Raw genomic sequence first — 21,558 nt, forward strand, 5'->3', positions numbered from 1 at the left:
GCCGTACAGCGTCACGCTCGTCTGCGCGAACGCGGCCGCCGGTGCGGCGGCCACGATCAGCGATGCGAAATGTTTGAGTCGCAAAATGATGCCCCCCCTCGAAGTCTCGACCGTCCGGCACACGCCCCATGCGCGCGCCGGCGTTGCCATTTACCCGCGATCGATCGAAAAACGCCCGGGGCCCGCCGCGCAAAGCGCGAGCAGGCCGCCCGAGATCGCGATGTTCTTGTAGAAATGAATCATGTTGTCGATCTGCTCGCCGCCCGTCATCGTCCAGTAGTGGTGGCCGATGAAGCCGGTGCCGATCGTATACAGCGCAAGCAGCAGCGCGAGCGGCCGCGTCTGGAAACCGACGAGGAGCGCGATGCCGGCGAACAGCTCCATCACGACGGCGATCGCCGCCGAAATGATCGGCGCCGGCGCGCCCTCGCTTCCCATGAACGCGATCGTGCCGGAGAAGTCGACGATCTTCTTCCAGCCGAACATCACGAACAGGATCACGAGCAGGATCCGGGACAACAGCAGCAGCACATCGCGCTGGGACGCGAGAAACGGTTGATTCGGTGTCATGGTGTGATCAACGAAAGCGGTACGCGAACCGCGCGCACCGGATTGCCAACGAACCAGGGCGGGCGGCCGCCAAAGCCACCCACCCCGCTCTGCAACAACCGGCATCGGGGCCCGCCCGATGTGCTGTGCCTCCTCTTCTTGTCAGAGTTGCCCTGCCTTTACTGCATCGTACCCGGCCTCAACGCGCCTTCGCGACGTCCTGCTCGGTCACCTTCGCGGCCGGGTTGCCGAACTGGCCGGTCAGGTAGTTCGTCAGCGCGGCGATCTGCGCATCCGACAGCTCGTTGCGGAACGCGGGCATCCCGACGTCCTCGCTGCCGGCCTTGCGCTGCACGCCGTTCAGGATCACCTGCACCAGGTTCGCCGGATTCGTCGCACCCACCGTCGAGTTGTGGAACAGCGACGGGTAATAGCCGTCCGGCGTGCCCTTGCCCTGCATCTGGTGGCACGTCGCGCAGTTGCCGAGATACAGCCGCGCCGGATCGATGCCCGACGACGCCAGTGCGACGCCGCGCAGCTTCAGGCCGTCTTCCGCCGGCTTGCCCCACGACGAGCGCGACTGCTTCGCGTCGCCGTTGGCGACGGCCGGCACCGTACGGATGTACGTCGCGATCGCGCCGATGTCGGCGTCGGTCATCTTCGAGAAGCTGTGCTCGACCGCCTCGGCCATCGGACCGGCCGCCTGCGCGACTCCCGGCACGCTGCCGGTACGCAGGTACTGGACGAGCTGCTGCTGCGTCCAGCCGCCGATCCCCGCGTTCGGGTCGGACGTGATGTTGTAGCCGTCCCAGCCCGCCAGCACCGAGCCCGACAGGAAGCTGCCGCCGGTTTCGTCGAGCGACTTCTCCTGCATCGCGACGCCGCGCGGCGTGTGGCACGTGCTGCAGTGCGCGAGGCCCTGCACCAGGTACGCACCGCGGTTCCACTCGGCGCTCTGCGCCGGCTTCGGCTGGTATGCGCCGTCCTTCAGGAACAGCCAGTTCCAGATCTTCAGCGGCCAGCGCATGCTCAGCAGCGCGGGGATCTCGTTCTTCGGCGGCGCCTGCTTGACCGGTTCGACGCCGTGCATGAAGTACGCGTACAACGCCTGCACGTCGTCGTCGCTGATCTTCGCGTACGACACGTACGGCATCGCCGGATACAGGTTGTCGCCGTTCTTCGACACGCCGTGGCGCACCGCGCGCTCGAAGTCGTCGAACGTCCAGTTGCCGATGCCGGTATCCGGGTCGGGCGTGATGTTGCTCGTGTAGATCTTGCCGAGCTTCGGCACCGGCATCCCCAGGCCGCCGGCGAACGGCTTGCCGCCCTTCGCGGTGTGGCAGGCCATGCAGTCGCCCGCGACCGCGAGATATTCGCCGCGCTTGACCTGCGCGGGGTCGGCCGCATCGGCCGCGCGCACGAGGCCCGGCAGCGCGAGGCAGCCGGCGAGGAGGAAGGTGAGAGTAGATTTCCGCACGGTCAGACTTCCTTCTTCAGCGTGTCGGACATCCGCAGCGCCAGCGCCGCGATCGTCAGCGTCACGTTCACCGTACCGACGGTCGGCATCGTCGAGCTGCTCGAGATGAACAGGTTCGGATGGTCGAACGTGCGGCAGTCCTTGTCGACGACCGAGTCGCGCGCATCCGCGCCCATGATCGTCGCGCCCGTGATGTGATTGTTCGGCGCGAACTCGTCGTTGAACACGACGTCCGTACCGCCCAGCACCTTCGCCGCGGTCGCATAGACCTCGCGCGTATGCACGGCGCCGCGCTTCACGTAGTCGTCGATCGCATACGTGATTTCCGGGCGCGGAATGCCGACCGCGTCGGTGGCCGTCTTGCTCGGCACGATGCGGTTCTCGGGCTGCGGCAGGATTTCGTGGAAGCAGTCGAACTGCACGTAGCGCGCGGAGCGGTCGCGGATCTGCGCGTCGAGCTCGTCGGCCTTCATCAGCTTGCCGGCCTTGAAGATCTTCTGCGTTTCCTGGTTGATGCGCGACATGTTCGACAGATGGATCTTCTTCGCGGCTTCGGTCGCGCGGAACGGGCCGTCGCGGAAACCGATCAGCGACGTCATTTCCTGCGGGCCGCGGCCCGGCCACAGCTTCTCGCTCGCGTAGAACGACACGCCCGTGCCCGGGTGGTCCATCAGGTTGCGCCCGACCATGTCGGAGCTGTTCGCGACGCCGTTCGGGAAGTCGCGGTTCGCCGACATCAGCAGGATCTTCGGCGTCTCGATGCCGTTCGCGGCCACCACGAAGTACTTGCCCTCGACGCGATGGTCGGCGCCCGTCTTGTCCTTGTAGATCGCGGCGACGATGCGCTTGTCCGGGCCCGTCTCGAGCTTGTACACGACCGCGCTGTCGATCAGCTTCGCGCCGGCCTGCTCGGCCTTCTCGACGTGCACGATGCCGTTGTACATCGCGCCGATCGGGCAGATCGGCATGCAGTTGTTGTTCCCGCAACAAGTCGGCCGGCCGTCGTACGGACGGCTGTTGCGCGCGACCGGCTCGGTCACGACGTGGAACTTCGGGTCATGGCCGTTGAGCGCGCTCTTGATCGTCTGCTCGTTGAACGACAACGGCAGCGGCGGCATCGGGTACGGCTGCTTGCGCGGCGAATACAGGTCTTCCTCGGGGCCGGGGCCCCACACGCCGAGCTCTTCCTCGGCGCGCTGGTACCAATGCTCGAGATCGTCGTACTGGATCGGCCAGTCGCGGCCGACACCGTACACGGTCTTCATCTTGAAGTCGTTCGGGATGAAGCGCCACGCCGACGCGGCCCAGTGCCACGTCGTGCCGCCCACCGCGCGGATGTACTGCGAGTTGAACTTGTGCTCGCCCTTCAGGACCAGGTAGTCGTTCGGCGGGCCGTATTCCGGATGCGGCGCCCACGGGCTCGACGGGTACGGCGCCATGAAGTCGGTCTTGTCGGGCTGGTTGCGGAAGCGTTCGACGATTTCCCAGCGCGGCATGCGCGGGCCTGCCTCGAGCAGGATCACCGACTTGCCGGCCATCGCGAGCTGGTGCGCGACGATCGCGCCCGCGACACCGGACCCGACGACCACGACGTCGGCCTTTTGCGTATCGGTATCGGCCATCAGCCTTGCCTCTCGATCGGTTTTTCGGCCCAGAAGCCGGGTTTATTCGGGCAATACGAAGGAATCACGAGCGTATCGGACACGACGCTGAACATTAATGCTTCTTCGTAGGTAATTACGACGTTGTCGACGATGCCGAGATACCAGGCTTCGAGAATCGACAGCGCGGACGTTTGCTGATCGGGAGTCAACGAACCGGACGCGAGTGCGCCGGCGAGTTGCGACAGACCGTCGGCGGTCTTGAACGAGCCCTTCTGCAAGGCCTGCAGGAAGCGTTCGCCGAGCACGCGGCTCAGCCCTTTCTTGCCTGTCAGTGCTTCGGAGAGCGTCATGAACGTATCGAGCGGCGCGGTGCCGGGATTATCGGCCAGGGCCCGCAACGCCAGCGAGCCGGTGAGGCCCGCCGCCGTCAGCGCCAGTGCGCCCTGCAGCCATTGACGCCGCGTGATGCCGGATGCGGCTGCGTCGCGATCGCGACGCGAGTGGGGAGTGTTGTCGTTGTGCATGTTTCCTTCTCTCGAACACCGGATTCGGGAAAACCACGCTTGATATTTCTCAAACTTTCGCGCGGCCCTGAAATGTACGCGCTCAATTCGGATTGGACAATGCTTTTATAGTCCATTTAATGTTCCGCAATCCGAGACAATCGACATTTCGCGGCATCTTTGTGTCGTCGACGCGACAATTCCGTATCGGGATGCCGGCGTGTCGCAACCCGGCGACACGCCGCTTCCCGTCATCCGCTCGCATGCCCGTCGGTTAGAATCGCGTGCAATCAAACAGAAAGCTTCCCTCCGAGGGCATCGAGCGATGAAGCAGCACGACAAGCACAACAACACACATTCAACCCATCACACCACACGGCTGCTCTGGCGCATCGGCGCCGTCGCGGCGCTCGGCGGCGCCGCCGCAGTGTCGCTGCATGCGGGCGCGGCACGCACCGTGAGCGTGTCGCCGCAAGGCACGGTCACCGAAGTCCGGCAGAGCGTCGTCAAGTTCGACGAACCGATGGTCGCGTTCGGTTCGGCATCCGCGCCGAGTCCCGCGCGCATGACCTGCAACGATTCCACCGCCGCACGCGGCCAGGGTCACTGGCTCGACGACAAGACGTGGGTCTACGATTTCGAGAACGACCTGCCGCCGGGTGTGCGCTGCTCGGTCGCGCTCAACGACGCGCTGCGTTCGGTCGCCGGCAATGCGGTCAGCGGCCCGCGCCGCTTCACGTTTCAAACCGGCGGCCCGTTCCCGGTGACGGTGCGCCCCGGCTCGCGCGAGATCGAGGAGCGCCAGGTCTTCGTGCTGAAGCTGAACGGCCCGGCCGAGCCACGCTCCGCGCTCGCGAACATCTGGTGCGAAGCGGCCGGCATCGGCAACCGCATCCCCGTCACGGCCGCCGACGACGATGCGCGCAACGCGCTGCTCGATCACTTCGGGCTGAAGAAGGACGCCGCGCGCGTGCTGACGCTGTCGTGCGCGCAGGCGCTGCCCGCGAGCGCGAAGATGCAGCTCGTCTACGGCAAGGGCGTCGCGAGCCCGAGCGGCATCGCGAACGACACCGAGCGCCGCTTCGACTTCACGGTGCGTGCGCCGTTCGCCGCGAGCTTCTCGTGCGAGCGCGAGAACGCGAAGGCGCCCTGCACGCCGCTGCGTCCGCTGACGCTGTCGTTCAATGCACCGATCTCGCGCAAGAACGCCGAGGCGATCCGGCTGCGCGGTCCTGACGGTTCGCTTTCGCCGACCTTCGCGGCCGACGACCACAGCGACGAAGTGACGACCGTCACGTTCAACCCGCCGCTGCCCGCGCAGGCGAACCTGACGATCGAACTGCCGTCCGGCCTGCGCGACGCGACCGACCGCACGCTCTCGAACGCCGACCTGTTCCCGCTCGCGACGCGCACCGCGCCGATGCCGCCGCTCGCGAAATTCTCGTCGGGCACGTTCGGGATCGTCGAGCGCTTCGCCGAACCCGATACGCCGGCACTCGTGCCCGTCACGCTGCGCAACGTCGAAGCCGACCTGCGCATCGCGGGCCTCAACACGAGCAGCGCGCAATTCTCGAACCTGAAGGTCGACGACGACACCGCGATCCGTCAATGGATGCGCACCGTCGAGCGCTTCGACAACTGGTCGATGACGGCCGGCACGATCGACGAACGCGTCCCGGGCCTGCTGCGGCGCAAGGGCCAGCACCCCGTCTACGTGCCGCTCGAGGCCGGCGAGAAGATGCCCGCGCCGCAGAACCGCCGCATCGACGTGCGCTCGCTGTCGCTGCTCGCCGGCGAACCGGGTGCGCACGCGCTGACGCTGCCGAAGGCCGACCCGAAGGCGCTGCGTCCGTTCGAGGTCGTCGGCGTGCCGATCGACAAGCCCGGCTTCTACGTGCTCGAACTCGCGTCGCCCGCGCTCGGCCGCTCGCTGCTCGCGAAGCCGTCGAGCATGTACGTGCGCACGACCGTGCTCGTCACGAATCTCGGCGTGCACCTGAAACAGGGCCGCGAGAACAACCTCGTGTGGGTCACGACGCTCGACAAGGGCAAGCCCGTGCCGAACGCGCAGATCCGCGTGTCGGACTGCAATGGCGACGAAATCGCGTCGGGCAAGACCGATGCGCAAGGCCTGCTGAAGATCGACGGCCCGTTCGAGCCGAAACACGCATGCAGCCAGTCGGAACGCTTCGACGACTACTTCGTGTCGGCACGCGTCGACGATCCGAAGACGGGCCGCGACATGGCGTTCGTCAGCTCGAACTGGAACCGCGGGATCGAATCGTGGCGCTTCAACGTGCCGACCGACACCGACAGCGCGCCGACCGTGCGCGCGCATACCGTGTTCGACCGCACGCTGCTGCGGGCCGGCGAAACCGTGTCGATGAAGCACTTCCTGCGCACCGAGACGCTGCAGAGCCTCGCGTTCCCGGCGCACTACCCGACACGCGTGACGATCCGCCATCTCGGCTCCGACCAGACCTACAAGCTGCCGCTCACGTGGTCGGCCGACCATAGCGCGGACACGCAGTTCACGCTGCCGCCCGCGGCGAAGCTCGGCGAATACAGCGTGTCGCTCGAAGGCGGCCCGGACGATGCGCCGACCGCCAGCTACTACGGCGGCAGCTTCCGCGTCGAGGCGTTCCGCCTGCCGGTGCTCAAGGGGACGATCGGCGCGCGCGACGCGCAGAAGAGCCCGCTCGTCGCGGTCAAGGAAGCGCCGCTCGCGGTGCAGATCGACTACGTGTCGGGCGGCGGCGCATCGAACCTGCCCGTGCAGGTGTCGGCGCTGATGAAGTGGGCGTCGCCACCGTTCGCGGACCGCTTCGAGGACTTCAGCTTCACGCCCTATCGTCCTGAGCGCAGCGACGGCAACGCCGACGACGATGCGCAGGACGGCGACAGCGCATCGGCCGCGAACAACGATCCCGACGCGACGAAGCTGATCGCGGACAAGCTGCCGCTCACGCTCGACCGCAACGGCGCGGGTTCCGTCACGCTCAAGGGCCTGCCCGACGTCGACGCGCCGAAGCGCATCGCGCTGGAGGCGACGTTCGCGGACCCGAACGGCGAAGTGCAGACGATCCGCGGCGACACGATCCTGTGGCCGGCCGCGGTGGTGGCCGGCATCAAGGCCGGCCGCTGGGTGTCGGTCGGCCAGCGCGTGCCGGTGCAGGCGCTCGCGGTCGACCTGCAGGGCAAGCCGCGTGCATCGGTGTCGATCGAAATCAAGGGCGTCGCGCACATCACGACGTCCTCGCGCAAGCGCATGGTCGGCGGCTTCTATGCGTACGACAACAAGAGCGACACGCGCGACCTCGGCGTGCTGTGCTCGGGCAAGACCGACGACAAGGGCCGCATGGCCTGCGACGCGACGCTCGAACAGGCCGGCAACGTCCAGTTGATCGCGGTCGCGAAGGATGGCGACGGCCGCACGTCGAATGCGTCGACGTCCGTCTGGGTCACGCGCGAGGACCAACTCTGGTTCGGCGGCGACAACACCGACCGGATCGACGTGATCCCGGAGAAGACGTCCTACGAGCCGGGCGAAACGGCCCGCTTCCAGGTGCGCATGCCGTTCCGCTACGCGAGCGCGCTCGTCGCGGTCGAACGCGGCGGCGTGATGGAAACGCACGTCGTCGAGCTGAACGGCAAGAACCCGACCGTCGACCTGAAGGTCGGCGAATCGTGGGGGCCGAACGTCTACGTGTCGGTGCTCGCATTGCGCGGCCGGATTCGCGAAGTGCCGTGGTACTCGTTCTTCACGTGGGGCTGGAAGGCGCCGGTCGAATGGGCCCGCGCGTTCTGGCGCGAAGGCCGCTACCATGAAGCGCCGACCGCGTTCGTCGACCTGTCGAAGCCCGCGTTCCGCTATGGCCTCGGCGAGATCAAGGTCGGCACCGGCGTGCATCGTCTCGGCGTGACCGTGACGACCGACGCGACGCGCTACACGGTGCGCGGCAAGGCGCAGGCGCACGTGAAGGTCACGCTGCCGAACGGGCAGCCCGCTCCGGCCGGCACGCAGATCGCGGTCGCGGCCGTCGACGAGGCGCTGCTCGAGCTGATGCCGAACAACAGCTGGGACCTGCTCGACGCGATGCTGCAGCGACGCGCGTACGGCGTCGAGACGGCCACCGCGCAGATGGAAATCGTCGGCCGCCGCCACTTCGGCCGCAAGGCGGTGCCGGCCGGCGGCGGCGGCGGCAGCGCGCCGACGCGCGAGCTGTTCGACACGCTGCTGTTGTGGAATCCGCGCGTGACGCTCGACGCGAACGGCAGCGCGACCGTCGAAGTGCCGCTGAACGACGCGCTCACGCGCTTCCGGATCGTCGCGATCGCGGCGGTCGGCGCGGACCGCTTCGGCACCGGCAGCACGTCGATCCGCAGCACGCAGGACCTGCAGCTGATCTCAGGCCTGCCGCCGCTCGTGCGCGAAGGCGATGCGTTCCGCGCGCAGGTCACGCTGCGCAACACGACCGACCGCGCGATGCAGGTCGTCGTGACCCCGCGCGTGACGGGCCTCGACGTCGCGCCGCAAACCGTGTCGCTCGGGGCCAATGCGGCGGCCGAGGTCGCGTGGACGATCACCGTGCCCGAGCAGGCGCTCGACGCGGCCGGCGCGCTGAACTGGCGCATCGAGGCGGCCGAGCAAGGCGGCAAGCGCGCGTCCGACGCGCTGGCCGTCGCGCAGAAGGTCGTGCCCGCGCTGCCGGTCACCGTGCAGCAGGCCACGCTCACCCAGGTCGACGGCACGCTGACGCTGCCCGTGTCCGCCCCGGCCGGCGCCGTCAACAACGCGCAGGGCGCGCCGCGCGGCGGCATCGCCGTGTCGCTGCAGTCGAAGCTCGCCGACGGCCTGCCCGGCGTGCGGCGCTGGTTCGAGCGCTATCCGTACCGCTGCCTCGAACAGCAGACGTCGCGCGCGATCGGCCTGCACGACGCCGCGCAATGGCAGGCGCTGGTGGCGCGCATGCCCGTCTACCTCGACAGCGACGGACTCGCGAACTACTTCCCGCCGTCCTCCGACGATGCGCACTACGGCAGCCCGACGCTGTCGTCGTATCTGCTCGTGGTCGCCGACGAGGCCGGCCGCCTCGACCCGCGCTTCGCGCTGCCGGAAGACCTGCGCACGCAGCTCGAAGCCGGGCTCGCGCGTTTCGTCGACGGCCGCATCGAGCGCAACGCGTGGGCTCCGCGCCAGGATCGCGACCTGCGCAAGCTCGCCGCGATCGAGGCGCTGTCGCGTTACGGTGCCGCCCAAGGCCGCATGCTCGGTTCGATCGAAATCGCGCCGAACCAGTGGCCGACGTCGGCGGTAATCGACTATCACGCGATCCTCACGCGCGTGAAGGACATCCCGCAGCGCGACGCGAAACGCGCGCAGGTCGAGCAGATCCTGCGGGCGCGCCTCACGTACCAGGGCACGCAGCTCGTGTTCTCGACCGCGCGCGACGACGACCTGTGGTGGCTGATGACGAGCAACGAGACCAACGCCGCGCGTCTCGCGCTGGAATTCGCGGGCGACTCGGCGTGGAAGGACGAGATGCCGCGCGTGGCGACCGGCCTGCTGGCGCTGCAACGCCAGGGCGCATGGCAGACGACGACGTCGAACGCACTCGGCCAGCTCGCGATCGAGCGCTTCTCGCGCACCTACGAGAGCACGCCGGTGGCCGGCACGACGAAGGTCGCGCTCGGCGGCAACGAGCGCGCGATTTCGTGGTCGCAGGCACCCTCGACCGCGCCCGCCGACAGCCCCGCCTCGGCCACTCCCGCGACCCGCGCCGCCGCCGCGCGCAGCGTGCTGATGCCGTGGCCGCGTGCGGCCCAGGCACCGGCCACGCTGTCCGTCACGCAGGACGGCACGGGCCACCCGTGGGCGACCGTCGAAAGCCTCGCGGCCGTGCCGCTGCGCGCGCCGTTCGCGGCCGGCTACCGGATCACGAAGACCGTCACGCCCGTGTCGCCCGCCGTCAAGGGCGTGCTGACGCGCGGCGACGTCGTGCGCGTGCATCTCGACATCGACGCGCAGAGCGACATGACGTGGGTCGTCGTCAACGATCCGATCCCGTCCGGTGCGACGATCCTCGGCTCGGGCCTCGGCCGCGATTCGGAAGCCGCGACGCAGGGCGAGAAATCCCCGGACGGCGCATGGCCGGCGTTCATCGAACGCGATTTCGACGGCTACCGCGCGTATTACGACTATCTGCCGAAGGGCAAGCTCTCGGTCGAGTACACGGTGCGGCTGAACAACGTCGGCACCTTCGGGTTGCCGCCGACGCGCGTGGAAGCGTTGTACGCGCCATCCGTGTACGGCCTGTGGCCGAACCCGCCGATGACCGTGAAGCCGGCCGACGCGGGCAAGTAACGGATACGCGATGATCGATCATGGATCGCCGCGGCCGCCGCGCTTCGCCGGCCGCGTTTTCGTCGCCGTCGTGCTGGCCGCGCCGCTCGTCGCGCACGCGCTGCCCGGCTACGACGACGTGCGCCGCAACTGGCGCAGTTCCGATTGGGTGCTGCTCGCGCGTGACGGCACGCCGCTGCAGCGCACGCGCGTCGACCTCGCCGAACGGCGCGGCGACTGGGTGTCGCTCGCCGACGTGTCGCCCGCGTTCCGCGAGGCGATCGTCGTGTCCGAGGACAAGCGCTTCTACGAACACAGCGGCGTCGACTGGCGCGGGATCGCCGGTGCGGCATGGGGCAACCTGTGGAACCAGCGCACGCGCGGCGCGTCGACCGTGACGATGCAGCTCGCCGGGCTCCTCAATGACGAACCGCGCCGCTCGGGCCAGCGCTCGCTGCCGCAGAAGGCCACGCAGGCGATGAACGCGCTACTGCTCGAACGCGGCTGGCGCAAGGACCAGATCCTCGAGGCCTACCTGAATCTCGTGCCGTTCCGCGGCGAGACGGTCGGGCTCGCCGCGCTGTCGCAGGTGCTGTTCGGCAAGGCGCCGTCCGGCCTCGACGCGCGTGAAGCCGCGATCGCGGCAGCGCTGGTGCGCGCGCCCAACGCGGCGAGCGCGAAGGTCGCCGAGCGTGCGTGCCGGATCCTGCGCGACATGCACGCGGAGCAGGCCTGCGCGTCGCTCGACGGCTACGTGCAGCTCGTGATCGCGCGCCCGGCCAATGCCGTGCGTAACGACCTGACGGCGGACGGCGCCGCCCTCGCCCCGCACTTCGCGCGCCGCATCGCGGCCGAGGTCAGGCCCGCGGCCGGCGCGCAGGTGCGCACGACGCTCGATGCGCCGCTGCAGCGCTTCGCGCGCGACACGCTCACGCGCGCGCTGACCGAGCTCAACGCGCCCGCGCACCGGCGCAACGTGCAGGACGGCGCGGTCGTCGTGATCGACAACGCGACCGGCGAGATTCGCGCGTGGGTCGGTTCGTCGGGCGCGTTGTCGAGCGCACGCGACGTCGACGCCGTGCTCGCGCCGCGCCAGGCCGGCTCGACGCTCAAGCCGTTCCTCTATGCGCAGGCGATCGACGAGAAGCGGCTGACGGCCGCGTCGCTGCTCGACGACGCGCCGATCAACCTCGCGGCCGGCGGCGGCCTCTACATTCCGCAGAACTACGACAAGGATTTCAAGGGCTGGGTGAGCGTGCGCAGCGCGCTCGGCGGCTCGCTGAACGTGCCGGCCGTGCGCACGCTCGTGCTCGTCACGCCGCATCGCTTCGCGCGCACGCTGACCGCGCTCGGCCTGCCGCTCGCGCAGGAAGGCGACTACTACGGCTTCAGCCTCGCGCTCGGCAGCGCGGACGTCACGCTGCTGTCGCTGACCAATGCGTATCGCGCGCTCGCGAACGGCGGCGTCGCGCGCAAGGTCGTCGACCTGCCTGCGCCGTCGCCCGCGGCCGGCGCATCGGCACCGGGGCGTGCGGACAACGGCACGCGCGTGTTCAGCGAAGCGGCCAGCTTCGTCGTCACCGACATCCTCGCCGACAACAACGCGCGCGTGCGCACGTTCGGCTTCGACAATCCGCTCGCGACGCGCTTCTTCTCGGCGGTGAAGACCGGCACGAGCAAGGACATGCGCGACAACTGGACGGTCGGCTTCACGTCGCGCTATACGGTCGGCGTGTGGGTCGGCAATGCGGACGGCTCGCCGATGTGGGACGTGTCGGGCGTCACGGGCGCGTCGCCGGTGTGGTCGGCCGTCGTCGGCTACCTGCACCGCGACCTGCCGAGCCGCGCGCCGCGTCCGCCGGCCGGCGTCGAAGCACGCCGCATCACGTTCGAGCGCGACGTCGAGCCGTCGCGCAACGAGTGGTTCGTCACGGGCACCGCGCTCGACACGATCCGGCTCGCGGCGCCCGTCACGCCGGGCAAGGACGGCGCGCGCGCGCCGCTGACGATCGGTGCGCCGACCGACGGCACGATCTTCGCGATCGATCCGGACATTCCGCCGAAGAATCAGCGGATCTGGTTCGAGCGATCTTCCGGGCATGCCGCACGGTTCGCGTGGCGGCTCGACGACAAGGTAATCGGCCACGCCGACCGCATCGCGTGGATGCCGTGGCCCGGGCGGCACCGGCTCGAACTCGTCGACGCGCGCGGCAACGTGGCGGATGCGATCGGCTTCGAGGTGCGCGGCGCGTTCGCGAAACCGGCCGCGCGCAAGCCGTAACCGGCGCCGGCCATGCCGCACGCCGCAGGCCGCGGCGAACAAACGGGCCAGCAACCCCGCGATCGGAGACCTAGAATACGAACAGCGCGCCGAAGCGTCGGCGCGCGCCGGTTGCCCTGCCGCGCTCACTCTTCCGATCCGCCCGCGACCATGAACCTTCGCCATCCGCGCTTCCTCCGCCCCGCGCTGGGCACGCTGTGCGCCGCGGCCCTCGCGACGCTTGCCGGCTGCAACGGCGACGCCTGCTTCGGCGTCGACGTCTGCTTCAACAACGCCAACACGCAAACCGTCGCGCTGTCCGGCACGGCCGCCACGGGCTCCGCGCTCGCGAGCGCATCGGTGACGGTCAGCTGCGCGCAAGGCTCGGCGACGACGCTGACCGACGGCGGCGGCAACTACCGCGTGGCGGTCAACGCCGTGCTGCCGTGCGTGATCACCGTCGCGTCGAGCGGCACGAGCCTGCATTCGCTCGCCTACGCGGGCGGCACCTTCAACACGACGCCCGAGACCGAGCTGATGCTCGTCTATCTCGCCGCGCAGCTCGGCACGAACACGGCCGGGCTGATCGGCAATTTCCAGGGGAATGCGCACTTCCAGCAGGTGATGGGCAGCCCGAACACGGTGCAGGCCGCGCAATCCGCGGTCGTGACGAATCTGCAGCAGCGCTATGCGGTCACGCTGTCGGCGCCGGCCTTCCTGACGACACCGTTCGTGGTCGGCCAACCGGGCGTCGACAGCGACCTCGCCGCGCTGGCCAAGGCCGGCGCGATCGATTCGAACGGGATGCCGGATCCGGTTGCGGTTTCGCTGCTGGCGCAGGCGGGCGCGGCACACCCGCTGTGAGCGGCGGGCGTGCCGCTGCCCGCGTCGACGCGGCTTACGCGGCTTCCCCGCTCCCGCAAGCCACGCTCGCCGCCTGCTGCTGCGTGAGGTAGCGCAGCAGCTTCGTCACCATCCACACGACGATGAACGACAGCGCGACGAAGAACACCGCGAGCGGCGTCAGCACGTGAATCGATACGAAACCGGCCAGCCCCATCATCGCGGACGACACGAGCAGCAGCGCGCACCCGAGGATCGCGCTCGTCAGCCCCGCGATATGGGGAAACAGCGAATTGCCCTTCGCCATCAGCGTCGGATACATCGCGCCCGCGCAGAAGCCCATCACGAGCACCGGCGTCGCGAGCGTCCATACGCGCAGCCCGACGGTCAGCGCCAGCACCAGCATCGCGACCGCCGCGCCCGCCATCACGCGTGCGCCGATACGCAACCGCTGCTCGGCGCTCGGCAGCCCGCGCCCGTGAATCCGGTTCGACAGCCCGCCGAGGAAATACATCAGCCCGATCCCGAGCGCGAGATAGCCGAAGAAGGTCGGCGGCTTGTGCAGCGTGGTCTGCACCATGAACGGCCCGACGATGTTGAACACCAGCAGGATGCTGTAGCACAGCCCCTGCGCGAGAAAGCAGCTCTGGAACACCGGGCTCGCGAGCACCTTGCCCGCGTTCGCCATCAGCGTGCGCGGCTCGAGATGGACCGGCTTCGGCAAGGTCTCGCGATAGCGCCACAGCAGCGCCCACATCACCAGCGAATACACCAGCAGGAACACGAGGCACGCGCGCCAGCCGAACCATTCCTGCAGGTGCGCGCCGATCACCGGCGCGATGATCGGCGCGAGCCCCCACGCGATCGACATATAGGTAAACGCATGCATCAGCGCCTGGCCCGAGAACGAGTCGGTGATGATCGCCTTCGCGAGCAGGTTCGTGGTCGCGATCCCGAAGCCCTGCAGACAGCGCGCCAGCACGAACGTCTCCAGGTTCGGCGCGCCGAGCGACAGCAGGCAGCCGATCGTGTAGATGACCAGCCCGAACGCGAGCACGCGCTTGCGCCCGTATGCATCGGCAACCGGACCGAAGATCAGCTGGCCGAGCGCATAAGCGGCCATGTAGCCGGAGACGCTCGACTGAATCGCCTGCGGCGTGGTCGCGAACGAACGCGCCATGTCGGGCAGCGCAGGCACGTAGATGTCGATCGCGAGCTGGCCGGCGGAGGCGAACAGGCAAATCAGGAACAGCAGGAAGCGCGGCGAGTTCGATTCGCGCGCGGGAGTGAGCAAGGCGTTCATGACAACCGGGAAGGATTCGGACGGCGGCAACACGCGCCGTGCTGCTCGAAGTCGAACAACGGTGCGCGGCGAAGCGCATATTGTGCCTGTTGTTGCGCAACGCGACAGGAATCCCCTGGCGTGGGCGCGGTTGAATGCGGATTGCGTCAGGTTTCGAAACGCGTTACACGCCCCGCTTGCCGATCATGGCGAGCCGGTCCGGCGGCCGGCACGGCCACGGTTTTGATCCATATTTCGTTTTTTGTTTGCGGCGCCACTCGCCTGCCTGCGCGCATCCGCGGCTCGCCGCGCCCCTCCGTACTTTCCACCGATTGACACACCTCCCGGCGTTCCCCCTATACTCCTCGCAGCGCCAATAAATTGTTGAACAATACAGCATTAAAATTGACGCCTGACCGGCCACCACAACGGATTCCAGCCGGATCTCCGAATCTGAAAATTTCCCCGAGAGCACCGCGTCATGTCGAACTATCCCGCCGCCTACCAGGTCACCAAGGGTTCCGTCCTGAACGTCGACAAAGCCTTTTATTCCACGATCGCCCAGCGCCAGGACGCGCGCGAACGGATCGCGTCGCACGTCGTGCCGATCCGCAGCGGCTTCGCGTGGACGGTGCCGGCGGGTCACGTGTTCCGGATCGTCACGCTCGAAGGCCCGCAAGTCGCCGACTTCAACATCTGGAACCTGCACAATCCGCGCGAGCGCATGTGGGCGTCGCGCACACGTCAGCTGCAAGCCGCGCACGTGACGACGTTCGACCGGCTCTGGTCGACGCTGCCGTACCTGCGGCCGATGGTCACGATCACCGACGACACGCTCGCCGGCTATGGCGTCGACGGCGACGGCGGCCGCGTGCACGACCTGCTCGGCACGCGCTGCGACCCGTACGTGAACAAGCTGCTGACCGGCGAGGATTTTCATTTCCACTGTCATTCGAACCTCGTGCGGGCGGTCGCGCCGTACGGGCTGACCGAATTCGACGTGCACGACGTGCTCAACGTGTTCCAGTGCACCGGCCTGAACGACGACGACAAGTACTTCATGAAGGCCTGTCCCGCGCAGCCGGGCGATTACCTCGAGTTCTTCGCGGAAATCGACGTGCTGTGCGCGATGTCCACGTGTCCGGGCGGCGACCTTTCGGTGCCGATGTGGGGCCCCGACGCACGCGACCCGATCGACGTGTGCCGGCCGCTCGGCGTCGAGGTATTCCGGCTCGACCCGAGCCTGCTCGAAGGCTGGTCGCAGCCGAGCGTCGCGCCCTACCGTGGCCAGCACGGGATGCAGCCGCCGCAGGCCGACTGGCAGCACGACAAGACGGCGTAACGCGGTCCGGAGCCCGTAGAATGGCGAAACGCCGCCGGCCGGCCACACCGGCGGCGCACGACCAGGAGAGGAGCGAACGAACGGAATGGCAAGCGAAAAAGCGAGAGGACAGTCGGTCGCCGACCGGATCAGCCATCAACTGCGGGAACACATCATCAGCGGCAAGCTGCCGCCCGGCACCGCGCTGATCGAGATGGACCTCGCGGCCGAATACGACACGTCGCGCAACTCGCTTCGCGAAGTCCTGCATCAGCTCGGCCGCGAAGGGCTCGTCACGTTCGTGCGCCACAAGGGTGTCGTCGTGCGCACGCTGAATCGCCAGGACGTGCGCGATCTTTACGTCGCGCGCCGCACGCTCGAGCTGCATGCGCTGAACACGGCCGAACTCGCGCAGCCGGCGCTGCTCGAAAAGATGCAGGCCGCCATTCGCGCGGCCGAGCGCGAACTCGACAAGGAAAACTGGCAGGCCGTCGGCACGCACAGCCTGCGCTTTCACCAGCACATCGTCGCGCTGCAGAAGTCGGCGCTGCTCGACGAGTTCTTCCGGACCATCTCCGCACAGCTGCGGCTCGTCTTCGCCGCGGATCCCGACGAGAAACGCGTGCAAACGCCCGACTGGATCCAGCGCGAATACCAGATCTACGACCTCCTCACGCAGAACCGCCGCAGCGAAGCCGTCACCGCGCTCGCGCGCTATCTCGACGATTCCGAGCGGATGCTCGTCGCGGCAATCAAGCGCAGCCATCGCGAGGCGGCCTGACCCTGCACGCCGCGCCGCCGTTGCTTGCCTCAAGACGTGGCAAGCAACGGCAGCACGAAAAGGCACGCAACGGCCCGACCGCTCGCGCAGTCAGGCCTGCTCCGTCGGCAGCGCGTAACTGCCGTCTTCCCGATGCGTCTCGAGTCCCGTCAGCGGCGGATTGAACACGCACACGAGATGCAGGTCGCCACGCGTAGCGCGCAGGACATGCGGATCGTTCAGGTTCAGCGCGTAGATCGTTCCGGGCGTGATCCGGTGCACGTTGCCGGTCGCCGTGTCGACGACCTCCCCCTCTCCGGCCACGCAGTAGTTGGTCTCGAAGTGGTTCTTGTAGTGCAGATGCAGTTCGGCGCCTTCGTGCACGCGCGTCTCATGAACGGAATAGCCGACGCCGTCCTGCCTGACGATCATGCGCTTGCTGTCCCAGCCCGGGCCGCGCGCATGGCGCTCGGTATTGGCGATATCGGTCGATCTCACGACGATCATAAGTACCTCTGAATAGTTGAGATGAAAAATGGCAAGGCGATCCTTGCCGCCGGAAAATGCGTCATGCGGATTCGGCGGTCAGCGCGCTCTCCACCGCTGCCGCGACATCGAGCAGCCGCGCGTCCTCGCCGCGATGCCCGGTGATCAGCAAGCCGACGGGCTGACGGTTGCGCAGGTCGCCGGGCACGCTGATGCTCGGCAGGTCGAGCCGGTTCGCGAATTCGGTCAGCCGGAACGCACGCGCGTTCTGTGCGAGGTATGCGGCTTCGTCGGCCAGATCGGCCACGCGCGGCGGCAGCATCGGCACCGTCGGCGTCAGCACCGCATCCGCGTCGCCGAGTTCGGCGTGGTACGCGGCGGCCAGTGCAGCCAGGCGCCGCAGCGCCGCGGCGTAGTCGTGCGCCCGCACCTGCTCGCCTGCAGCGATGCGCGGGCCGACCAGCTGATCGTAGCGGTCCGCCGCCGCGGCCAGCCGCGCACGATGAAGCATGAACGCCTCTGCCGCGATGATGCCGCCCGCGCGGGCGACCGCGCCGGCCTCGGCCACGCAATCGAGCCGCTTGCGCCGGATCCGTGCGCCGTGCGCGGACAGTCGGGACAGCCACGCGTCGAATGCGCGTCCGACGACCGGGTCGACGTCATCCGCGACGAACGCCTCGGGCACGATGAACTGCAGGTCGCGGATCGCCGCCGGTCGCCGCCGCCGCGCTTCGCGGCCGTGCAGCGCAACGTCCGCCTGCCGGCACAGCCCGACCGTCGCGGCCAGCAGGCCCGGCACGTCGAAGCTCGTCGACAGAAACCGCATGCCGTCGCTCGCATAGCGCCCGCGCGACGGCTTGAATCCCGTCACGCCGCAGAATGCGGCCGGAATGCGTGCCGACCCGCTCGTATCGGAACCCAGCGACAGGTCGGCCGCACCGAGCGCCACCGACACCGCCGCGCCCGAACTCGATCCGCCGGCCACCCGCTCGCGCCGCGCATCGAGCGGCGTCGTCGGCGTCCCATACGCACGGTTCACGCCGAGCGCGCCGTACGCGAACTCGGTCATCGCCGTCTGCGCGACCAGTACCGCGCCGGCCCGACGCAGTGCCGACACCGGCGCCGCGTCGATTCGCGCCGGCGGCTCGTCGGCCAGCACGCGCGAACCGGCATGCGTGACCCAGCCGGTGCAATCGAAGCAGGCCTTCACCGTCAGCACGGCGCCGGCCAGCGGCGCATCGATCGCGCCGGCGCGCCGCGCCGCATCCCATGCACGTGCATCGGCGACCGCCGCGTCGTCGCGCCGCGCGAGCCACGCGGCTTCGATGTCGCCGGGATGCGCGTCGGCATGCGCAAGACACGTACGCACCCGTTCCGCACACGCGTGCTCGTTCACGTTGCCCAGCCGGAAATCCGTCGGATCCATTCCCGCTCCCATCCGGTCATTCGTCATGCGAAGTGAACGTGCTTCAGAAAATCCTTCACGCGCGCGTCCGCGCTGCCGCGAATCCGGTCCGGCGGCACGTCGTACAGGATGCGCCCGTTCTCCATGAACACGATCCGGTCGGACACCTTGAACGCGAAATTCATCTCGTGGGTCACGATGATCATCGTCATCCCTTCTTTCGCCAGCGTCTCGACGACCTTCAGCACTTCGCCGACGAGCTCCGGATCGAGGGCCGACGTCGGCTCGTCGAACAGCATGATCGACGGCCGCGTCGCGAGCGCGCGCGCAATGGCGACGCGCTGCTGCTGGCCGCCCGACAGCTGATGCGGATACTTGTTCGCATGTTCGAGCATCCCGACCTTCGACAACAGCGACAGCGCCTGCAGCCGGATCGCCGCCGCATCGGCCTGCCGGTGATAGCACGGCGCCATCATCACGTTCTGCAGCGCGGTGCGATGCGGGAACAGGTTGAAGCTCTGGAACACCATGCCGATGTCGAGGATGCGCTCGTGCGACACGCGCGGCGGATGCGGACCCGACGCGCGGATGAACGGCTCTCCGTACAGGTCGATCTCGCCCCCGTTCACCGGCGCGAGGCCGTTGACGGTACGAATCAGCGACGTCTTGCCGGAGCCGGACGGCCCGATGATCGACACGACCTGCCCGGGCACGACGTCGAGATGAATGTCCTTCAGCACTTCATGGCGGCCGTAGCGCTGCTGCACGCCTTTCAGGCGCAGCGCGAATTCGGCGTTCGCCCGCGGCCTCGGCGCGACGGCCGGCGCCGACGGCGGCAGCGCAAGATCGACGTGGCCGGCCTGGGCCGGCGTACGGCGGCTGACGTCGAGGTACCGCTCGAGATAACCGAGCAGCCGGCTGAACACGGTCACGATCAGCACGTAGTAGAACGCCACGGCCAGCATCGTTTCGAACACCAGGAAATTCTGCGTGTACAGCCGCTGGCCGACGAGCAGGATCTCGGCCAGCGAAATCACCGACACCAGCGACGTGAGCTTCACGATCGTGATGAACTCGTTCGCCAGCGCCGGCAGCGCAATGCGGATCGCCTGCGGCATCACGATCATCCGCTGGATGCCGGTGAAGCGGATACCCAGCGCGCGGCCCGCCTCGAGCTGCCCGCGCGGCACCGACAGGATCCCGCCGCGATGGATTTCCGCGAAATAGGCGGTCTCGCTCAGCACCATCGCGATCAGGCCGGCCATGAACGGATCGGACAGCACCGCGCTCGTCGCCGGAAAGACCTGCGGCAGGTTGTAGATGAAGACCAGCAGCACGAGCAGCGGCAGGCTGCGGAAGAACCAGATGTAGAGCGCCGCCGCCCGCTTCAGCAACGGCTGGTGCGACTGTCTCGCGAGCGCCACCGGAAAGCCGAGCAACACGCCGAGCAGCCAGGCGGCGACGCTGAGTTCGACGACCACGACGCAGGCGCGCCAGAAATCCTGGTCCCGCAAGAGCTGAAACGCATAGTGCCAATCGAACTGCATCGAAGACTCCTCAACCGCGGATGGTGATGCGGCCGCGCGGCGCGCGGTGGTCAGGTCGTACTGGCCGCGCGCTTACTTCGGCGCGCCGAGCGCGTTGGCGACGTCGGAGGGTGTCGGCTCCTGCAACCCGTACTTCTTCACCAGGCTGCCGTATTCGCCGCTGCGCCGCGCATCGTTCAACGCACCCTCGAGCGCACTCTGCAATCCGCTATCGCCCTTCGTCACGCCCAGGCCGATCACGATCGGATACAGCAGCGTGGTCGAACTGATGTCGACGCGCCCGTTCGTCTGCTTCGGAATCTCCTGCGCGACGGCCGCGTCCTCGATCTGGACATCGACCGCCTTCGACAGCAGCGCGGACGTCGCTTCCGGTGACGTCGGGAACTCGAGGATCGCGATCTCGGCGCGCCCGGCCGCCTTGCACGTGTCCTGCGACACCGCACGCAGCTTCGGCGTCCACGACGCGCCCTTGATCGAGCCGACCCGCTTGCCGCACAGGTCCTGCGGCGTCTTCGGCAGGAACGCGCCGCCCTTCGCGACGAGCAGCGACGCGCCCGTCTTCAGGTACGGCACGAAATCGACCTGCTTCACGCGATCGGGCGTCACGTACAGCGCGGATGCGACGACGTCGAAGCGGCGCGCCTTCATCCCGAGAATCAAGTCCGGGAAGCGCGTATCGAGAAATACCGGCTCCAGTTTCAGGTGACGTGCCAGCAGCCGCGAGAACTCGGCATCGAAACCCGCAGGCTTGCCGGCGTCCAGGTACGCGTATGGCGGATACGTGAGGTCGGAGCCCACCAGCAGCGTGCCGGGCCGCACCGTCTGCAGCGGCGCCGCCGACGCGAGCGAGCATGCGAAGGCCAGCGGCACGAGCGCGCCGCGGAGGAAATGTCGAACCGGGAAACGAGCAGACATGGCGAAGCTCCTGGGTTGTTCGGCTCTCGCGCTGAAACGTCGCAACGCCTCCCAGGCGCCGCCACACGCGGCTCCCCGGGATTTTTCGCCGAAAATTGTTGAACAATTTCGGCCGATTCTGACCAGTTCAAATTGAAATCTGTATTCGGGTTTACGCGGCAAACAGCGTCGCCGGACGTGCGTCGGGCGCGCATCCGCCAACCCCGCTTCGGTGCGGGGCACGTGTTCAGGCAAAGGGAGAAAAGACCGGGCGGGACGACGCG

15 protein-coding genes are annotated in these 21,558 nt (G+C 68.2%); 6 read left to right on the forward strand and 9 right to left on the reverse strand.

The features are described from left to right. Positions 1 to 150 precede the first annotated feature (150 nt). The 4 genes from DIE12_RS11905 to DIE12_RS11920 form a co-directional block, all read right to left on the reverse strand. Positions 151 to 570 carry a DoxX family protein gene (locus DIE12_RS11905; protein WP_124484601.1) on the reverse strand — a complete coding sequence of 140 codons (420 nt, stop codon included), beginning with the start codon at positions 568 to 570 and terminating at the stop codon, positions 151 to 153. Between the two features lie 178 nt (positions 571 to 748). Next, positions 749 to 2,026, reverse strand: a complete 1,278-nt coding sequence (locus tag DIE12_RS11910) for a cytochrome c (protein ID WP_124523972.1) — start codon at positions 2,024 to 2,026, stop codon at positions 749 to 751. 2 nt (positions 2,027 to 2,028) lie between these two features. Further along, the gene (locus DIE12_RS11915; RefSeq protein WP_124484599.1) at positions 2,029 to 3,648 is read right to left on the reverse strand and encodes a GMC family oxidoreductase; all 1,620 of its coding nucleotides are present in this window, start codon (positions 3,646 to 3,648) and stop codon (positions 2,029 to 2,031) included. After that, the gene (locus DIE12_RS11920) at positions 3,648 to 4,154 is read right to left on the reverse strand and encodes a sugar dehydrogenase complex small subunit (RefSeq protein WP_044843286.1); all 507 of its coding nucleotides are present in this window, start codon (positions 4,152 to 4,154) and stop codon (positions 3,648 to 3,650) included. The genes DIE12_RS11915 and DIE12_RS11920 overlap by 1 nt, the downstream gene beginning before the upstream one ends. A gap of 304 nt (positions 4,155 to 4,458) precedes the next feature. Between DIE12_RS11920 and DIE12_RS11930 the strand changes: the two genes are divergently transcribed. The 3 genes from DIE12_RS11930 to DIE12_RS11940 all read left to right on the forward strand — a co-directional run bounded on the left by DIE12_RS11930 (position 4,459) and on the right by DIE12_RS11940 (position 13,600). Further along, on the forward strand, positions 4,459 to 10,497 hold the full coding sequence (locus DIE12_RS11930) for an alpha-2-macroglobulin (RefSeq protein ID WP_124523970.1): 6,039 nt from the start codon (positions 4,459 to 4,461) through the stop codon (positions 10,495 to 10,497). 10 nt (positions 10,498 to 10,507) lie between these two features. Next, complete coding sequence (gene pbpC, locus DIE12_RS11935) at positions 10,508 to 12,757, forward strand: penicillin-binding protein 1C (protein WP_124523968.1); 2,250 nt, start codon at positions 10,508 to 10,510, stop codon at positions 12,755 to 12,757. 150 nt (positions 12,758 to 12,907) lie between these two features. After that, positions 12,908 to 13,600 (forward strand): hypothetical protein, encoded by a 693-nt coding sequence (locus tag DIE12_RS11940; protein ID WP_124523966.1) that lies wholly within the window; start codon positions 12,908 to 12,910, stop codon positions 13,598 to 13,600. A 34-nt stretch (positions 13,601 to 13,634) separates the two neighbouring features. Here DIE12_RS11940 and DIE12_RS11945 read toward each other — a convergent pair whose 3' ends face one another. Next, positions 13,635 to 14,882, reverse strand: a complete 1,248-nt coding sequence (locus DIE12_RS11945; RefSeq protein WP_124523965.1) for a multidrug effflux MFS transporter — start codon at positions 14,880 to 14,882, stop codon at positions 13,635 to 13,637. A 460-nt stretch (positions 14,883 to 15,342) separates the two neighbouring features. Here DIE12_RS11945 and DIE12_RS11950 point away from each other — a divergent pair, with 460 nt between their 5' ends. Beyond that, a complete protein-coding gene (locus DIE12_RS11950) occupies positions 15,343 to 16,203 on the forward strand; it encodes a DUF1989 domain-containing protein (RefSeq protein ID WP_124523963.1) in 861 nt (286 codons plus the stop codon). Between the two features lie 85 nt (positions 16,204 to 16,288). Next, complete coding sequence (locus DIE12_RS11955; protein ID WP_124523962.1) at positions 16,289 to 16,963, forward strand: GntR family transcriptional regulator; 675 nt, start codon at positions 16,289 to 16,291, stop codon at positions 16,961 to 16,963. Positions 16,964 to 17,053: 90 nt separating this feature from the next. Here the strand turns inward: DIE12_RS11955 and DIE12_RS11960 are convergent, their stop codons facing one another. The 4 genes from DIE12_RS11960 to DIE12_RS11975 all read right to left on the reverse strand — a co-directional run bounded on the left by DIE12_RS11960 (position 17,054) and on the right by DIE12_RS11975 (position 21,295). Then, positions 17,054 to 17,449 (reverse strand): ectoine synthase, encoded by a 396-nt coding sequence (locus tag DIE12_RS11960; protein WP_124523960.1) that lies wholly within the window; start codon positions 17,447 to 17,449, stop codon positions 17,054 to 17,056. A 61-nt stretch (positions 17,450 to 17,510) separates the two neighbouring features. After that, positions 17,511 to 18,854: an amidase family protein gene (locus DIE12_RS11965; protein ID WP_124523958.1), complete on the reverse strand. Its 1,344-nt coding sequence runs from the start codon at positions 18,852 to 18,854 to the stop codon at positions 17,511 to 17,513. Positions 18,855 to 18,877: 23 nt separating this feature from the next. After that, the gene (locus tag DIE12_RS11970; RefSeq protein ID WP_124523956.1) at positions 18,878 to 20,380 is read right to left on the reverse strand and encodes an amino acid ABC transporter permease/ATP-binding protein; all 1,503 of its coding nucleotides are present in this window, start codon (positions 20,378 to 20,380) and stop codon (positions 18,878 to 18,880) included. Between the two features lie 72 nt (positions 20,381 to 20,452). Next, entirely contained in the window at positions 20,453 to 21,295 is an 843-nt protein-coding gene (locus tag DIE12_RS11975; protein ID WP_124523954.1) for an ABC transporter substrate-binding protein, read from the reverse strand. Here DIE12_RS11975 and DIE12_RS38060 point away from each other — a divergent pair. Then, on the forward strand, positions 21,294 to 21,431 hold the full coding sequence (locus DIE12_RS38060; RefSeq protein ID WP_185500441.1) for a hypothetical protein: 138 nt from the start codon (positions 21,294 to 21,296) through the stop codon (positions 21,429 to 21,431). The genes DIE12_RS11975 and DIE12_RS38060 overlap by 2 nt on opposite strands. Positions 21,432 to 21,558: the final 127 nt, after the last annotated feature.

The organism is Burkholderia sp. Bp9015 (assembly GCF_003853505.1).
Taxonomy (GTDB): Bacteria; Pseudomonadota; Gammaproteobacteria; order Burkholderiales; family Burkholderiaceae; genus Burkholderia.

Excerpts from the sequence above, each read along its gene's own strand:
- DIE12_RS11905 (WP_124484601.1), bottom strand. The coding sequence starts at position 570 with ATGACACCGAATCAACCGTTTCTCGCGTCCCAGCGCGATGTGCTGCTG.
- DIE12_RS11915 (WP_124484599.1), bottom strand. The coding sequence starts at position 3,648 with ATGGCCGATACCGATACGCAAAAGGCCGACGTCGTGGTCGTCGGGTCC.
- DIE12_RS11920 (WP_044843286.1), bottom strand. The coding sequence starts at position 4,154 with ATGCACAACGACAACACTCCCCACTCGCGTCGCGATCGCGACGCAGCC.
- DIE12_RS11930 (WP_124523970.1), top strand. The coding sequence starts at position 4,459 with ATGAAGCAGCACGACAAGCACAACAACACACATTCAACCCATCACACC.
- pbpC (WP_124523968.1), top strand. The coding sequence starts at position 10,508 with ATGATCGATCATGGATCGCCGCGGCCGCCGCGCTTCGCCGGCCGCGTT.
- DIE12_RS11940 (WP_124523966.1), top strand. The coding sequence starts at position 12,908 with ATGAACCTTCGCCATCCGCGCTTCCTCCGCCCCGCGCTGGGCACGCTG.
- DIE12_RS11945 (WP_124523965.1), bottom strand. The coding sequence starts at position 14,882 with ATGAACGCCTTGCTCACTCCCGCGCGCGAATCGAACTCGCCGCGCTTC.
- DIE12_RS11950 (WP_124523963.1), top strand. The coding sequence starts at position 15,343 with ATGTCGAACTATCCCGCCGCCTACCAGGTCACCAAGGGTTCCGTCCTG.
- DIE12_RS11955 (WP_124523962.1), top strand. The coding sequence starts at position 16,289 with ATGGCAAGCGAAAAAGCGAGAGGACAGTCGGTCGCCGACCGGATCAGC.
- DIE12_RS11960 (WP_124523960.1), bottom strand. The coding sequence starts at position 17,449 with ATGATCGTCGTGAGATCGACCGATATCGCCAATACCGAGCGCCATGCG.
- DIE12_RS11965 (WP_124523958.1), bottom strand. The coding sequence starts at position 18,854 with ATGGATCCGACGGATTTCCGGCTGGGCAACGTGAACGAGCACGCGTGT.
- DIE12_RS11970 (WP_124523956.1), bottom strand. The coding sequence starts at position 20,380 with ATGCAGTTCGATTGGCACTATGCGTTTCAGCTCTTGCGGGACCAGGAT.
- DIE12_RS38060 (WP_185500441.1), top strand. The coding sequence starts at position 21,294 with ATGGCGAAGCTCCTGGGTTGTTCGGCTCTCGCGCTGAAACGTCGCAAC.
- DIE12_RS11975 (WP_124523954.1), bottom strand. The coding sequence starts at position 21,295 with ATGTCTGCTCGTTTCCCGGTTCGACATTTCCTCCGCGGCGCGCTCGTG.